Origin of the sequence: Streptomyces sp. NPDC025273 (genome assembly GCF_040638585.1) — a bacterium.
GTDB lineage: Bacteria > Actinomycetota > Actinomycetes > Streptomycetales > Streptomycetaceae > Streptomyces > Streptomyces cinereorectus.
Genome location: NZ_JBEZYP010000022.1, coordinates 1 through 13,814, shown reverse-complemented (window position 1 = coordinate 13,814; position 13,814 = coordinate 1). Strand labels below are relative to the sequence as shown.

The following is a 13,814-nucleotide window of genomic DNA, read 5'->3' as shown; positions in this document are numbered from 1 at the left end:
GAGCGGCACCCCCATCGGCTAGGCTCTCTCTGCTATAAGAGAAACTCAGTCCCTTCAGTCCCTCAGTCCCGCGTGCTGTCCTACCTGACCAGGTAAAACGTCCGGGACTCAACTGACAGACCCTGCCTGGCCACACAAGAGGAACGGATCCACGAACAGTGCAGCGCCCCGCCGACACCGCCTCGTCCGGAGTCGCGCAGCAGCCACGACCTGCGGACGTGGCCCGCTGGCTTGCAGGCCGTCAGTGGCCGGTTCACCCACTGGCCCCGGGACGCAAGACGCCGGCGGCCAACTGCGAGCAGTGCCGCACGCGTAGCCACGAGCCCTCGGACTGCCCCTGTCATGCACGAGGCTTGTGGTGTCACGGCTTTCACAGCGCGACCACCGAGTTCACGCGCATCGCTGCCTGGTGGGGGAGGGAGCCCCGGGCAGGCGTCGGTGTCTCCTGCGGACCGGCGCATCTCGTGGTCCTGGACGTCGACGCCCACGCCGCGCAGGTTCCGGCCCGCGATCGGCTCCTGCCGGGCATCCGTATCCCGGAGCAGGTCGATCTGGCCGGCCTCGCTTCAGGTTTCGACACGCTGGCCCTTCTCGCTGCCTACCGGCAGGAACCCGACCCAGCCGAGGATGAGACCACCCTGCGTGTCCGCACTCCGTCCGGCGGGCTGCACATCTGGTACGTCAACCCCGAGCCCGCGGTCCGCTATCGCTCCTCCACCGGATCCAGCCCCAGGACCGCGCTCGCCTGGCAGGTCGACGTACGAGCCCACGGTGGATACGTCGTGGCCCCCACCACCCGCACCACAGCGGGCGTCTACACGCCCCTCGGGGCCGTACGGGAGCCCGCCCCCCTCCCCGCCTGGTTGGCCGCCGAACTGCGGCGCACGGGCCACGTCATACAGGCCTCCCCGGTTCCCGGTCCGCGGCCGCACAGACAGGCCCGCCAGGCGAGGCCCGGCGCCGCGCAGGCGCTCTTGCAGTCGCTTGTCGAGACCGTTCGTGAATGTGCCGGCCAGGCCGAAGGGGCAGGCTTCACGGAGAAGCTCAACCGAGCGGCATACACGGCAGGAGGGCTCGCCGGAGCAGGCCATCTGAACCAGGCCGAAGCCCGTCAAGAGCTGACAGAAGCCGCTCACTATGCTCGTCCCCACCAAACCCGCCGTAGTGAGACGATCATCGACGCAGCCCTTTCCGCAGGCGCCAGTCGCCCGTTCCACCCCAAAGGACTCGCATGAGTAGCGCCGAGAACAGCCGCTTCGACGCGGCTGCCGCCGCTCAGCAGATGCTCGACATCGAGGCTGCGGCCCCCGCGTGGGTCCCCCCGCAGCAGGTGCAGCCGCCGACCCCGGCCGATACACCCACTCTGCTGCCCCCGATGCTCACCGACCGCGGTAACGCGAAGCTCTTCGCCCAGCTCTACAGTGACCAGTTCCGCCATGTCGAAGGCCTCGGCTGGTACTGCTGGGACCAGTTCCGGTGGAAGCGGGTCGGAGGCGAGAAGGCCGCACTGTGGGCCGCCGGCGATATGGCCGAGCAGATGTCCGCCACTGATCCCCGCGGCATCTTCAGCGAGCGCGAGATCGCCCAGCACCGACGGCGCACCATGTCCACGAGCGGGATGAAGGCGCTGCTCCACCAGGCGAAAGCCGCGCCCGCGCTCAGCCTCGACCCCGATGTGCTCGACGGCGACGCCTACTCCCTCTGCACCCCCGCGGGCGTCGTAGACCTCCGTAACGGCCGCCTGCACAAGCCCGATCCACTCCGGGACCTCCACTCGCGCGCCACCAATGTGGCCCCCCAGGCGATGCCCACCCCCCGGTGGCACGCCTTCCTGGAAGACACCTTCGGCGACGACGCCAAGGGCCGGGAGATGACCGACTTCCTGCACCTGCTGCTCGGGTACTCCATCACCGGCGATGTCGGTGCGCAGGTCCTGCCGTTCCTCTGGGGAAAGGGAGCCAACGGGAAGTCGGTACTTCTGGACGTCATGATCCAGGTCATGGGGGACTACGCCGACGCGGCCCCACCGGGCTTCCTCATGGACAAGGGCAACTTCGCCGAGCACTCTACGGAACTGACGGAGCTGCACGGCCGCCGCATCTTCGTCTGCAGCGAGCTCAAGCCCAACGACAAGTTCGACGAGGCCAGGGTCAAGCTCCTCACCGGCGGCGACAAGATCAAGGCTCGCCGCATGCGGCAGGACTACTTCAGCTTCACCCCGACCCACAAGCTCTGGCTGCTCGGTAACCACCAGCCCGAGGTGGGGACCGGCGGGCACGCGTTCTGGCGCCGTATCCGCCTCATCCCCTTCGAACGCGTCGTCGTAGCCGACCGGAAGATCGACAACCTGGCCGGCGAACTCGTCAAGGAGGAGGGGCCGGGCATCCTGCACTGGCTGATCGAGGGTGCCATCCGATACCTCACCAGCCGTGACCCGCTCACCGGTCCGGCCTCGGTCCGTCTCGCCACGGCGGCCTACGAGACGACCGAGGACCACATCGGACGCTTCCTGAGCGAGTGCTGCATGCGCCAGGGGCCGGAGACCGGTGACCTCCGTGTCGAACAGGGGCTCCTCTACGGGACTTACACCGGCTGGTGCAGCTCGGAGGGCATCCGGGCCGACACGGCGCGGGCCTTCGCGGGCCGGATCCGGCAGGAGATCGGACTGGCCTCCCCGGCCGAGATGCTGAAGTCCAGTGGCAAGAAGTACTACCCCTCCCTGGCCCTGCTGCCGGACGACATCGCGCGTTCCGACGAACGGGCAGGCAGGCGCCCATGAGCCCCAAGACTTGCTGCCCAGGATCCGGGCATCGTCCTACCATGGGGATGTCCGCAGATCGTCGTACCGCCGGGTCCGCACCGAGCAGTCGTATCCACCCGTACCGCCACACCACCGACAAGGAGTTGCGGCCATGAGCTCGTTGCTGCACGAAAGCCAGCTCGCACACGAGGCGAACGTGGTGTGGCTCGAGGACCTCGACGCACTCGACTACGTCCGCCAGGCGCTCGACAAGAGCGCCCGCCGTGGTGGGAAGCCCCGCTACGCCCGTGACGGACGCATGGTCGGCTACGCGGAGCTCGACAAGGACGCGGAGGCCAACCCCGACAGCGGCCTGTTCCAGCGCCGCACCTTCTTCCTCCTGCCTCACGACCGGCCGAACGATCCGGAGGGCCTTTACAAGGAGGGCGCTCCGGGCGAAGCGGTCGACCCCCGGACGATCGAGCCGCGCCGGGTGGGGGAGAAGACCCCGCGCTCACAGGGGAAGCTGCGAGGCGAGATAGTGCCCTCCTGACGATGCTCCGGAACGGAGCCCCGCCGGCCGGAGAGTCCCTGTCCAGCTGATGCCACAGTGTGTGCGCGAGCTGAACAGGATTCCTCCGGCCGACGGTGGTGCTCCCGTACCTGTGCCTCGGCACGTGATGTTCCTCGACGTCTTGGCACGGACGCGGAACGAGCGACGCTCTGCCGCGGGCGGTTCACAGGACAGTCAGCGTGACCGACGCAGTTCCCTGACCGCGGCGACGGCGCCCAGGCAGATGATCATCGTCGAGCCGAAGGCGGTGCCGCCCGACAGGACCGCGTCTGCGAGTCCCGAGCCACTGTGCTGTTTCAGCATGATCACGACGAGGGCGACGACGACCGAGAAGAGCACCATTACCAGGAGCCACAGCGCCCAGGTGGGGGAGGACGAGACGGGTACGGGCGGCGGTGTAGCCGGGGCAGTCACAGAGACCTCTTCATCGACGGAGGTGGGCTGGGGCGAGGGACTACGGTCGGCCGTCATGAGCGCCTACCGCCTTCCGGCTGCGTGCCTGCGTTCAGATCCGAGGTCATCAGACGTTCCGCCGCAGTTGCGCGGGTGTGAGAGACCGCTTCAGCGAGGCGGATGTGGGCCGCGGCCTGGGCAGCGAGCGCGTCAAGGATCGCGACGACGCGCTGCTGTTCCGCATGGGGAGGGAGCAGCACGGGCTGGTTGCCCAGCGCCGCAGCGCTGATGGACGGTGCACCTGTCGCCGTCGCACGGTCCCGTACCCAGGCGACCGACTCGGGCCGCCCCAAGTAGGCCGTGAGATAGCCGGGGTGGACACGGGCCCGGTGCTTGTCCTCCATCCTGAGCCGGATCACGTTGGCGCTCATCAGCCAGTCGGCGCCCACATCTCGGACCAGAGCCGGGGGGCCCATGGCCCCGGTCCGGACACAGACGATGTCCTCGGACCGGAGTAGGAAACGGTCCAGGTTTCGGGCCCGCGCCTCCGTCACGTGCCGGTCATCGGCCAACTCTGCGAGGTGGCCTCCGCGCAGGTTCTGGGGATAGAGGAGGCGCACGCCGCCATCGGTCGTGATGTGCTTCTTCAGCAGGCTGTACGACGGGCCCGCCTGGATGGTGCACAGGTCAGACAGAAGCACGCGCTGCCACCCGACGGCATCGAGCAGAGCCCTCTCCCGTTCCACCTGTTCCAGGGCCGAGGCTGCGGCGGCATCCGCTTCCCACGCCTGCTGCTTACGGAGCTCCAGTACGGTCAGAGCCTCCTGATGGGTAGCCTCCGAAGCACTGCGGCAGGGCTTATGCGTATCGATGTGGTCCACGGGACTGAGGGACCAGTCCCGCTCCCTGATGGACTCCCGGGTCACGACCGCGGTCGGCACAGCAGGGTTCTGCCCGTTGTCGCCCGGGTGGAGGCAGCCCCGGTAGGCGTCGAGAAGTGCCTGTACATCCTCGTCCTGGAGGGCGCGCTTGCCTCGGACCGGGGTTCCCACCTGTCGTCCGTCGAGAAACGCGATCTCGTCGCAGGCCTGTGACGGATGGACCAGGAACCACACCGAGACGGGCACCGATGTGTGGGAGAACAAGCGGTCCGGCAGGGCGATGACGGCCTTCACCACGCCGCGCTCCACCATGGCCTGCCGGATCCTCTTCTCCGACCGGTTCGCCGAGTTGCCGGCCTTGTTGGGCATGATCACGGCGGCGGCGCCGCCCTCTCTCAGCGTGCTGAGCACGTGCTGCACATAGGCGAGGTTGTCGTTGCCCTGGGGAGGGGAACCGTACGGCCAGCTGCCCTCAGCACGTGGTTCTCCGGTGGAGTCACTCATGTTGAACGGGGGATTGCTCAGTACAAGGTCGAACTGCTCTGCAGGGAACGCTCCGGACGCGGCCCAGGGCGGCGCGCCGGAGGAGACTCGCACGCTCGGCCGCGCGCCGAGGAGAGCGAGGTTCATAGTCGCCAGCGGTGCCGTGTCCCGCCCGTGGGTGAGACCGCGGACTCGCATCCTGCGCGGTGCCGTGCCCTGCTGTGCACACCAGGTGGTCGCTGCAGCGAGGAGCTCCCCGCCCCGGGCGTACGGGTCGTAGATCCCCAGCGGGACGCCGGCCGCTCTGTTCTCCTCAGTGATGCGGACCATGACGCGTGCCACGGCGCGTGGAGTGAAGAACTCGCCGCTGTCCAGCCCGGCCAGCAACTCGTACTCGTCGAGCATGAGCTCGAAGGCCTCCGGTCCGAGCTCACCCACGAGGTGCACCACGTGCCGCAGATCTCCGTACGAGCGGGGTTCCAGGCGTACCAACGCCTGGTGCATCGCCGGGCGCATACCCAGCAGCCTCAGCTCTTCGTCGACGGCCGCGGCGATGTGTTTGAGGAGAGCGGTTGAACCGTCCGAGCCCTTCCCCGTCGCAGACATCTGGACGAGGTCGTTCCAGTGATTCCCGCCGGACCGCCGCAGGAAGTGCAGCGACACGAGCAGGTTCACGTAGTCGACCCGTGAGCCCGCTCCTCGTACCCGGTCGCACAGCTGCCCCATGAGCTCCCGCACATGGCCCGCGTCGTGTGAACCGGACCTGTTGTCAGGGACGCCCGGCCGGGGTGCGTCCACGTCGGCCGGGGATCTCCTGGTGAGGGCGAGGGCCCGGCGTGCCCGTGTTCCGTACGTCGTGCCGTCCGGATCTCCCCGCAGAAGACGTCGCGGAACGGGCCGCTGGTCCAGCCAGCCGAGAAGGTCGGCGCGACGGAACAGTTCCGCGTCCCCGCCGCGCTCGGGAGACGGGAAGCCGGGGACGCGGCGCCACTCCGTGATGGTCCCCCGGGAGACCCCTGCCAACGTGGCGATCTCCGCCTGTGAATGGAGCTGATCCGTGTGGTCAGCGATGGACATGATTTGAACTCCCTCGTGGCCGCCGTTCGGCTGCCCTTCGCCCCTGACATTAAGGAACGAGATCCATCACTGTCCTATGCGCACCGCCGGTGCGCACTTACTTGCCTTGACTCACTCCTGCTTCTCAGTCTCGTTGAGATGCAGTAAATCCTGCCCTGAACAGCATCCTGACTGCACGTCCCAGTCTGCCAGTGACGAGGTGGTTCTGAAGGCCCTTTGGAAGGAGCCGTCGTCCTGAGGGCTGGCTGTCCTCGGATTTCTTGCGGCTCGTCCGCGCAGCCGAGCTTCTGGCAGCGGGGAGAGAACGGCCTGCGGAGTCACGGGGTCGGGAGGCGCACGTGATGATGGGACCGTGGACTACAGCCTCGTGATCGCAGCCGCCCAGGCCGCCGGCCCTTGCCCGCCCGGTGAGGAGGCCTCCTGGGGCCGCCGCGTGCAGACCCTCACGGTCGAGCAGGAGGAGACGGACCGTGGCCGCCAGTTGATCGAGCGGGCCCGCTCCCTCGTCGGGAGGTGGGTGCTGGTCTACCGGTACAACGAGGAGAAGTCCCGCAACCGGCAGCACAACGTGCGCATGCTCGCCCACATCGTGGACCTGGGCGACGGCGCGATCTCGGTGAACATGGCGAAGAAGGTCCTCCTGGACGACGTCGGCGGCGTCGTGGCGCGCGCCCAGGGCGCGTGGGAGAGCACAGGCCTGCCCGACACCGGCACGGTGGGCGTTGAGCAGTTGCAGAGGGCGCGGGCGGAACTCATGCAGTGAGGCGTGTGGGTGTGCCTCTCGTGTGACGTACCGTGAGACGTGGCCCTTCCTCGCCCGAGGTGCCGAGGTGCCGAGGACCAGGAGCAGAGCGTGTGGGCCGATGCTCTGGCCGAAGGGGTGCGGACAACCTGCCCGGGTGTGCACGTCAGTCTCCGTATCAGTCGTGGTTACCCCCTGCTGTACTTGATCGTCCTTCCCGAGAGCGAGCGGGGCGCAGGGCTCGGCACGCGCGTCATGGCGCACCTCACCTCAGCGGCCGACCTGCGTGGAGTAGGGGTGACGCTCAGTTCGAGCGGAAATTTCGGCGCGGATCTGCACCGGCTGCATGACTTTCACCGGCGCTTCAGTTTCGTCACCAACAGATGGCGCGGTGAGATCGGGGCCGCCTGGGAAGGCATGGCCCGCGTACCGCGCAACTTTGCCGCGGGTGCGGCATGCTCCGGCGTTGCTGGGAGAAGAGCGTGAACTGGCCGCATCACCGCTTCGTCGCCGGGCACGCGGGCTACCGGCCTCTGCGAGGTGGTGGAACCTTCGGGAGGAGCTCCCACAAGGGACGCTCGCCGCTCGCCCAGGCCGCGAGGGTGCGCCGATCGGCGAGGTGCATGTGCAGCTGCTTGGCCAGTGGTGCGCATCGGGTGGAGAAGCGGCCGTTGGTGACGACCAGGACGACGTCGGCTCCGTACAGCTGGCGGGCGGTGCCGTTGACGCGCTGGAGGTCGGGGGTGCCGACGGCTGAGCCGCGGTCGCCGTCCTTGCGGTGTTTGGCCTGGATGACCCAGGTGCGACCGAGGGGGTCGGTGGCCAGGACGTCGGCGCCGTTGTCGCCGGCCCCGCCGATCTGCCGGGCGTCGGTGCACCCGTCGCGGCGCATCAGGTCGCGAATGGCGTACTCGAAGTCGCGGTGGTGCAGGGCGTCCAGTTGCGGAAGCCCGTAGCGCAGTGCCTGTTGCCGTACCCGTTCCCAGGCCTGCTGCTGGCGATACCGGTGGGTCCACACCGTCCCGCCCACGGTTGCGAGGGCCCCCAGCACGATCAGCGCCCACCAGTTCACCAGCAGCCAGGAGATCACGGCCCAGACCAGCGCGAGTCCTGCGGCGGCACCGAACCCGAACAGGAGCAGCTGGGTGTCGCGGCGCTGCTGCCGGCGCGAGCGACGGCGGCGCGGGGGCGCGCTGCGGCGGGATGGACGGCGCACGGCGGGCCGGCGTCGGGACGGGGGGCGGCGGTTGGCCATCGGGCGCGCTCCGGTTTCAGCGGGAGGAGTCGGTGATGCCGGAGGCGAGCTGGCCCAGGAAGTCGCCAATGCCCTCGCCCAACGGGGTCGGGGCGATCACGACACCTAGAGCGAGCACGATGATCACGGTCAGCTTCTCGTCGTTCCGGCTGCGGGCCTCGGTGCGTCGGCGCAGCCGCAGCAGGACGATCACGGCGAGCAGCACTCCTACGTTGATGGTCAGCATCCCACCCCGCCCTGGATCGCCCTCGGTCCCGTCCCGACCCCCTTATGTATCCGCAACCTGCACCGTCGCGCCTGGCAGTTGCCGGATGATGACGTAAAGTGACTGGTTGGCCGGATCCGTCTCGAGGGAGTTGCCCTCTGGGCTGCCCGATAGGCTCGCCGCCATTCACCAGCAACTGGCCACCTGACCGGGCGGTGAGCACCGCCAGCACCGCCGGTTCTACCTACCCGGAAATGTCCAGCGACGAGCGCGGGGCACGCGAGCTGGCGGGGCGCCAGCTGGATCTGCACGCCGCGAGCCTGCAGGACCTCCTGGACGCCACGTTGGAGGACTATTTCTCCGACACAACGCATGAGAAGCGGTGCGCTACCACCGTTGAGGCTCGACGCAATAATGGGAGTTGACCAGGCGCGCCATGACCAGGGAACGGGCACCGATCCGTACTGGTCAGCAGGCGGGCATGAACCGAGTGTCTTCGATGGAGGCCTGCTTGCACCGTGGGGTGCGCCTACATGAGGACAGGAGAGCGCGAGATGCCCGAGGCAACGGTGGCCGGCGTATTGGCCGAGCTCGGCGAGCTTGAGGACCCGAAGATTCGTGCGGTCAACGAGAAGCACGGCGACGATCACGGCGTGAACCTGGGCGCGCTGCGGTCGCTCGCGAAGAGGCTCAAGACGAACCAGGACCTCGCCTGTCAGCTCTGGGAGTCGGGTGACGCCGCGGCGCGGCTTCTTGCGCTCCTGATCTGCCGTCCGAAGGTCTTCACACGCGACGAGCTGGACTCCATGTTGCGCCAGGCGCGCGCACCCAAGGTGCACAGCTGGCTCGTGAGCTATGTCGCCAAGAAGAGCCCGCATGCCGAAGAGCTGCGGCAGACGTGGCTGGCAGATCCGGACCCCACGGTCGCCGCCGCTGGCTGGGAGCTGACCACTGCGCGTGTGATGACCAAGTCCGAAGGCCTCGAACTGGCGGGCCTGCTCGATGTCATCGAAACGGAGATGAGTGGCGCCCCGGACCGCCTGCAGTGGGCGATGAACCACTGCCTGGCCCAGATCGGGATCGAGTACCCCGCACACCGGGCTCGCGCCCTCGCCATCGGTGAGCGTCTCGGAGTGCTCAAGGACTATCCGGCCTCGCCGGGTTGTACATCTCCGTACGCGCCCGTCTGGATCACCGAGATGGTGCGTCGACAGCAGAAGAATTGAGTTCCGGCACCTGTTCCGACCGGGCAGAGCCTGCAGCCCGCGTCCGTGGGGCCGTCTCGCTCCCCTTGGCTGCGGGTCGTCCTCACCACGATGATCGACGAGCGAGAAGTCGCCATTGCGACGCCGAACAGCACCGTCTTCGCGGGGACTGAGCCGGAGGCAGACAAGAGGCGCGGAGCCGGCCGGAGGCGGACGCCAGGGATCTGGAGGAGGCCCGCAGACTACTCCGACAAATCACCCAGACCGACGGCTCCCCGAGCAGAGGGCAAGGCGCTGATGTACTGGGCTGACGTGCCATCCAGCGCCGCAAATCATGAGCGAGCCCGTCGGCTCTACAAACAGTTCCTTGACGGCAAGTTGGCACCTGACCGGCTCTCAGGCCTTTCTTCGCTCTATGGGCGGAGGACCAGCCGTATCGGGTCGCCCTCCTTCTTCTCCAGCCGGGTGACCGCCGCAGCGACTTCGGCGAGCGGCAATATCCCGCTGACGGAACCGGAGAAGTCCAGTCGTCCGCCCTCTATCAGCCGCAGGAGCTGAGGCAGGGCCACCGGCATGTCGGAACCGTAGTGGCCGAGGATGCGCTGCTGGAAGTAGCTGAATCGGGTCCCGTCCGAGACGGTGAGCGGCTTGTCGGTCAGGCCGACCAGGACCAGCCGCCCCTTGGGTGCGAGGACGGAGACCGCCTGCTCCCGCACGGGCGGCACGCCCGCGAAGTCGAAGGCGGCAGCGAGCCCGACGCCGCCGGTCGCCGCACGGACCGTCCGGCTCAGCTCAGGGTCGGCTGAGTCCAAGGCCAGGTCGGCGCCCGCGGCAAGGGCGCGTTCGCGGGCGACAGGGTTGGGGTCGACGGCCACGACCGGACAGGCGCCGATCGCCCGGAGCAGCTGAACGGCGTGGATGCCGAGCCCGCCGACGCCCCACACGCCAGCCGCCTCGGCGGGCCGGACCGCTCCGGTCTCGGTGATCGCGCCCCACGGGGTGGACACTGCGTCCGGGATGATCGCGCCCTGTTCGAAGGGGATGGCGTCGGGCAGCAGCGTCATGGCATCGGCGGCGGAAAGGGCGTACTCGGCCCAGCCGCCGTCGTAGTCGACGCCGCGGGTGTAGGTGACGCCGTCCCGTATCTCGCCGGCGTGCAGCACGACCCGCTGCCCGGGCGACCATGTGGTGACGCCCGCCCCGGTCTCGGCGACGGTGCCGGAGACCTCATGGCCGAGGGTGACCGTGTCTCCCCGGAGTAGGAGCGGGGTGAGGGTGCCGTCGATGAGGTGCACGTCGGACAGGCAGACGCCGGCCGCCTCGACCCGGACCAGCACCTCCCCCGGGCCGGGCTGCGGGCGGGGCACCTCTTCGAGCCGCAGGGTGCGGCTCGGGACGTGCAGGCGGGCGGCGAGCATCTGCGCCATGACATGACCTCCTCGGTGCGGCGAACCCGAACGGCCTTCAGGAGGTCATCGCAGTTCGACTTGCGTAAACTGTACATCCAACGCATGGAGACTTGCTTTACGCTGATTCCATGAGCTCACCGGAACTCGTCGCCCCACCCCTGCGCCGCCGTGGGGAGCGGATGCGACGGGCCGTACTGGCCGCCGCGGTCGACCTGCTGTCGAGCCAGGGACTGGCGGGTGCGACGGTGGGCGCCGTGGCCCGCGCGGCCGGGGTGCACGAGACCTCCGTGTACCGGCGGTGGGGCACGCGCGAGAACCTGATCCTGGACGCGCTGACCACGGAGCTGGACGCCGCGCTGCCGGTCCCGGACACCGGGCGGGTCCGGGACGACCTGCTGGCGTTCTTCGTCGCGCTGGCCCGGCTGCTGAGCACCGCACAGGGCCGGGCTCTGCTGCGGCTGAGCGTCGAGCACGACGACACCCTCGAGGAGCGACGCGGTCCCTACTGGAGCGAGCGTCTCGACCGGGCCGTCGTTATGGTCCGGCGGGGTGTCGGGCGGGGCGAGCTGGCCGCCGACACCGATCCCGGGCTGCTGATCGAGGCGGTCAGCGGCCCGCTGTTCGTGCGGGTGCTGCTCAGCGGGGGACCCCTGGACGACGTGCTCGTCCAGGGGCTCGTGGATCTGGCCCTGGACGGGGCCCGCCCACGGTGAGCGGTCCGGCTCGTGCCGGACCGCTCATGTGAAGGCTCGGATCGGGGTAACCAGGCGCACGTCAGAGGCGGTTGCGCCGAGGACGGAAGAACCGCGGGCAGCAGCATCCCCCGGCGCACATTGCCGGCAGGCGCCTTACAGGTGCCGCAGCGACCGGATTGCGATGGCGGCACCGGCGGAGCCGGCTGCGGTGGTGAAGCCGCGGACCATACCGGACATCGCGGTGCGGGCCAGGCGGTGGTGGGTCTTGGGGGTGGACTGGCAGGACATGGGTCTGCTCCTCTCTCATCGATGACACGAGAACGGGATGGCTGTACGCTGCCCGTCCTCTGAGCCGGGCGACCCGGGCACATTGCGGGTAGCTTTCCTGGTTGCGGGCCCGGGCTCCCACGAGCGGGCGGGCAACGCGGGAGGGGCTGTGAGGGGTGCGGAGCGCAGGCCGTACGAGGCGTTGCTCTTGTTGCGGCACGAAGCGGAGCAGGCCCGTGAGCGGGCGGGCAAGCCCGCGTCGGGGCGTCGATCAGCAGCTTTATTGCGCCGTGTCTTGAGGAGTGGCCGGGTCGTTCACCACGCAATGCGGTAAGCCGCCTGTATTGACCCGCAGGGTTGTTGACGCGCGTGACTGGGGGCCGTCCTCCGAGTGCGGTATGGCATCGATGGTAGTTGTAGCTGTGCAGGAAGCCCTCGAGTGCTTCGGATCGTTCGAGGGTGGAGGTGTAGGGCCGTAGGTAGGCCCATTCCTCGGCGAGGGTGCGGTTGAAGCGTTCGACGTTGCCGTTCGTCTGCGGCCGGTAGGGGCGGGTGCGCTTGTGTGTGATGGCGGCCGCGGTCAGCGCCTGGGTGAACAGCCGTGACTTGTAGCAGGAACCGTTGTCGGTCAGGACGCGTTCGACAGTGACGCCGTGGGCGTCGAAGAACGCGTTCGCCCGTTGCCAGAAGCCGATCGCGGTGTGCTGACGTTCGTCGGCCAGGACCTCGCTGCAGGCCAATCGGGAGTGGTCGTCGATCGCGGAGTGGATGTAGCTGTAACCGATCACTGGTTTGCAGCTCTTGCGCTGGTCGGTGGTGGCCTGCCGGTTCTGGTTGCCGACTGTTCTGCCGACCGTGCGCCAGCCGCCGCGGTCAGGGATGTTGCCGAGTTCTTGATGTCGACGTGTACCAGCTCGCCGGGCCGGTGGCGTTCGTAGCGGCGTATCGGCTCGCCGGTCGGGCGGTCCAGCCAGGCGAGCCGGTTCAGTCCGTGCCGGGTCAGGATTCGGTGCACCGTGGAGGCAGGCAGTCCGAGGATCGGGCCGATGCGGGCCGGACCGAGCTTGCGGGCCTGCCGAAGATCGCAGACTGCGGCTTCCGTTTCGGGAGCCGTGCGGTGCGGGGTCGTGCGCGGCCGGCTCGAGCGGTCGAACAACCCCGGATCGCCCTCCGCACGCCACCGCCGTACCCACTTGTGGGCCGTGGCCCGCGAGATTCCCATCTCAGCGGCGACATGCGCGACCGGGCGCCCGGACGTGACACGTTCGACCAGCAACCGCCTCCCGAAGACCGTCAGCCGGGCATTACGGTGGGACACGAAGACCTCCGTGTGGTGTGTTCCTAGACAGCTCCACCACATCGGAGGTCTTCGCCATGTTCAAGACCCACGACTGTCAACAACGCTCATGATCAATACAACTAAGGGCTGTCCCGTAACTGGCGGGTCCCCCTTGCCGATCCCGGATCGGACCGTGTCGGTGGCTGGTGCCAGAATCGACGGGTGCTGATCAAGGGATACGACGTCAGCCCGTTGGCGGCGGGCGAGTCACTGCTGGCCCGCCCGGGCTTCTGGTCGAACTACCTTCTGTCGATGTGTAGCGACGGGGGGTGTGCTGAGCGGCCGGTTCCGGAGTGGTTTGGTGAGGACGGCGCCGATGTCGATGCCCTGTCCGAGGTCCTGTTCGATCCCGAACGCTGGCCGGTGTTCAGGGTGCCGGCAGAAGACGGCCCTGGAGCTGTGGTGATCTATCGCAACCTGGATGGCGACTACGGCACCGACTACCTCCTCACCCATCCCGGCAGAAGCTGCGCCGAGCAGATCGCCAGCTGGGACTGCGACTTCTCGGGCACTGGGCTGACATGGCGTGAACTGATCCGGATTGCTGAC

Annotated in this window: 13 protein-coding genes and 2 pseudogenes; 8 read left to right on the top strand and 7 right to left on the bottom strand. The window is 68.5% G+C overall.

The features are described 5' to 3' along the window. Positions 1–218 precede the first annotated feature (218 nt). From AB0F38_RS27525 to AB0F38_RS27515, 3 genes are all read left to right on the top strand, one after another. A complete protein-coding gene (locus tag AB0F38_RS27525) occupies positions 219–1,235 on the top strand; it encodes a bifunctional DNA primase/polymerase (RefSeq protein WP_361899011.1) in 1,017 nt (338 codons plus the stop codon). Further along, positions 1,232–2,779 carry a phage/plasmid primase, P4 family gene (locus AB0F38_RS27520; RefSeq protein WP_361898794.1) on the top strand — a complete coding sequence of 516 codons (1,548 nt, stop codon included), beginning with the start codon at positions 1,232–1,234 and terminating at the stop codon, positions 2,777–2,779. The genes AB0F38_RS27525 and AB0F38_RS27520 overlap by 4 nt, the downstream gene beginning before the upstream one ends. Before the next feature lie 133 nt (positions 2,780–2,912). Beyond that, positions 2,913–3,293, top strand: coding sequence for a DUF6009 family protein (locus AB0F38_RS27515; RefSeq protein WP_361898791.1), 381 nt, complete (start codon positions 2,913–2,915; stop codon positions 3,291–3,293). 195 nt (positions 3,294–3,488) lie between these two features. On the opposite strand, the gene AB0F38_RS27510 is transcribed toward AB0F38_RS27515, so the two are convergent. Further along, positions 3,489–3,728 carry a hypothetical protein gene (locus AB0F38_RS27510; RefSeq protein ID WP_361898788.1) on the bottom strand — a complete coding sequence of 80 codons (240 nt, stop codon included), beginning with the start codon at positions 3,726–3,728 and terminating at the stop codon, positions 3,489–3,491. A gap of 53 nt (positions 3,729–3,781) precedes the next feature. Continuing rightward, the gene (locus tag AB0F38_RS27505) at positions 3,782–6,148 is read right to left on the bottom strand and encodes an N-6 DNA methylase (protein ID WP_361898785.1); all 2,367 of its coding nucleotides are present in this window, start codon (positions 6,146–6,148) and stop codon (positions 3,782–3,784) included. Between the two features lie 352 nt (positions 6,149–6,500). Here AB0F38_RS27505 and AB0F38_RS27500 point away from each other — a divergent pair, with 352 nt between their 5' ends. Next, entirely contained in the window at positions 6,501–6,911 is a 411-nt protein-coding gene (locus AB0F38_RS27500; RefSeq protein ID WP_361898782.1) for a hypothetical protein, read from the top strand. A 90-nt stretch (positions 6,912–7,001) separates the two neighbouring features. Beyond that, positions 7,002–7,376, top strand: coding sequence for a hypothetical protein (locus AB0F38_RS27495; protein ID WP_361898779.1), 375 nt, complete (start codon positions 7,002–7,004; stop codon positions 7,374–7,376). A 37-nt stretch (positions 7,377–7,413) separates the two neighbouring features. Here the strand turns inward: AB0F38_RS27495 and AB0F38_RS27490 are convergent, their stop codons facing one another. After that, entirely contained in the window at positions 7,414–8,106 is a 693-nt protein-coding gene (locus tag AB0F38_RS27490; RefSeq protein ID WP_361898776.1) for a restriction endonuclease, read from the bottom strand. A 55-nt stretch (positions 8,107–8,161) separates the two neighbouring features. Beyond that, entirely contained in the window at positions 8,162–8,371 is a 210-nt protein-coding gene (locus AB0F38_RS27485; protein WP_145811241.1) for a hypothetical protein, read from the bottom strand. A 533-nt stretch (positions 8,372–8,904) separates the two neighbouring features. Between AB0F38_RS27485 and AB0F38_RS27480 the strand changes: the two genes are divergently transcribed. After that, entirely contained in the window at positions 8,905–9,576 is a 672-nt protein-coding gene (locus AB0F38_RS27480; protein ID WP_361898773.1) for a DNA alkylation repair protein, read from the top strand. A gap of 392 nt (positions 9,577–9,968) precedes the next feature. Here the strand turns inward: AB0F38_RS27480 and AB0F38_RS27475 are convergent, their stop codons facing one another. Next, the gene (locus AB0F38_RS27475; RefSeq protein WP_361898770.1) at positions 9,969–10,982 is read right to left on the bottom strand and encodes a zinc-binding dehydrogenase; all 1,014 of its coding nucleotides are present in this window, start codon (positions 10,980–10,982) and stop codon (positions 9,969–9,971) included. 110 nt (positions 10,983–11,092) lie between these two features. On the opposite strand from AB0F38_RS27475, the gene AB0F38_RS27470 reads away from it, so the two are divergent. Next, positions 11,093–11,677: a TetR/AcrR family transcriptional regulator gene (locus tag AB0F38_RS27470; RefSeq protein ID WP_361898767.1), complete on the top strand. Its 585-nt coding sequence runs from the start codon at positions 11,093–11,095 to the stop codon at positions 11,675–11,677. Between the two features lie 135 nt (positions 11,678–11,812). Here the strand turns inward: AB0F38_RS27470 and AB0F38_RS27465 are convergent, their stop codons facing one another. Together AB0F38_RS27465 and AB0F38_RS27460 are read right to left on the bottom strand one after the other, a co-directional pair. Beyond that, complete coding sequence (locus AB0F38_RS27465; RefSeq protein WP_361899032.1) at positions 11,813–11,947, bottom strand: hypothetical protein; 135 nt, start codon at positions 11,945–11,947, stop codon at positions 11,813–11,815. 320 nt (positions 11,948–12,267) lie between these two features. Next, positions 12,268–13,244 (bottom strand): annotated as a pseudogene (locus AB0F38_RS27460) (IS481 family transposase); the annotation flags it as partial. A 183-nt stretch (positions 13,245–13,427) separates the two neighbouring features. On the opposite strand from AB0F38_RS27460, the pseudogene AB0F38_RS27455 reads away from it, so the two are divergent. Continuing rightward, positions 13,428–13,814 (top strand): annotated as a pseudogene (locus tag AB0F38_RS27455) (hypothetical protein); the annotation flags it as partial.

Excerpts from the sequence above, each read along its gene's own strand:
- AB0F38_RS27485 (WP_145811241.1), bottom strand. The coding sequence starts at position 8,371 with ATGCTGACCATCAACGTAGGAGTGCTGCTCGCCGTGATCGTCCTGCTG.
- AB0F38_RS27520 (WP_361898794.1), top strand. The coding sequence starts at position 1,232 with ATGAGTAGCGCCGAGAACAGCCGCTTCGACGCGGCTGCCGCCGCTCAG.
- AB0F38_RS27515 (WP_361898791.1), top strand. The coding sequence starts at position 2,913 with ATGAGCTCGTTGCTGCACGAAAGCCAGCTCGCACACGAGGCGAACGTG.
- AB0F38_RS27505 (WP_361898785.1), bottom strand. The coding sequence starts at position 6,148 with ATGTCCATCGCTGACCACACGGATCAGCTCCATTCACAGGCGGAGATC.
- AB0F38_RS27470 (WP_361898767.1), top strand. The coding sequence starts at position 11,093 with ATGAGCTCACCGGAACTCGTCGCCCCACCCCTGCGCCGCCGTGGGGAG.
- AB0F38_RS27465 (WP_361899032.1), bottom strand. The coding sequence starts at position 11,947 with ATGTCCTGCCAGTCCACCCCCAAGACCCACCACCGCCTGGCCCGCACC.
- AB0F38_RS27475 (WP_361898770.1), bottom strand. The coding sequence starts at position 10,982 with ATGGCGCAGATGCTCGCCGCCCGCCTGCACGTCCCGAGCCGCACCCTG.
- AB0F38_RS27480 (WP_361898773.1), top strand. The coding sequence starts at position 8,905 with ATGCCCGAGGCAACGGTGGCCGGCGTATTGGCCGAGCTCGGCGAGCTT.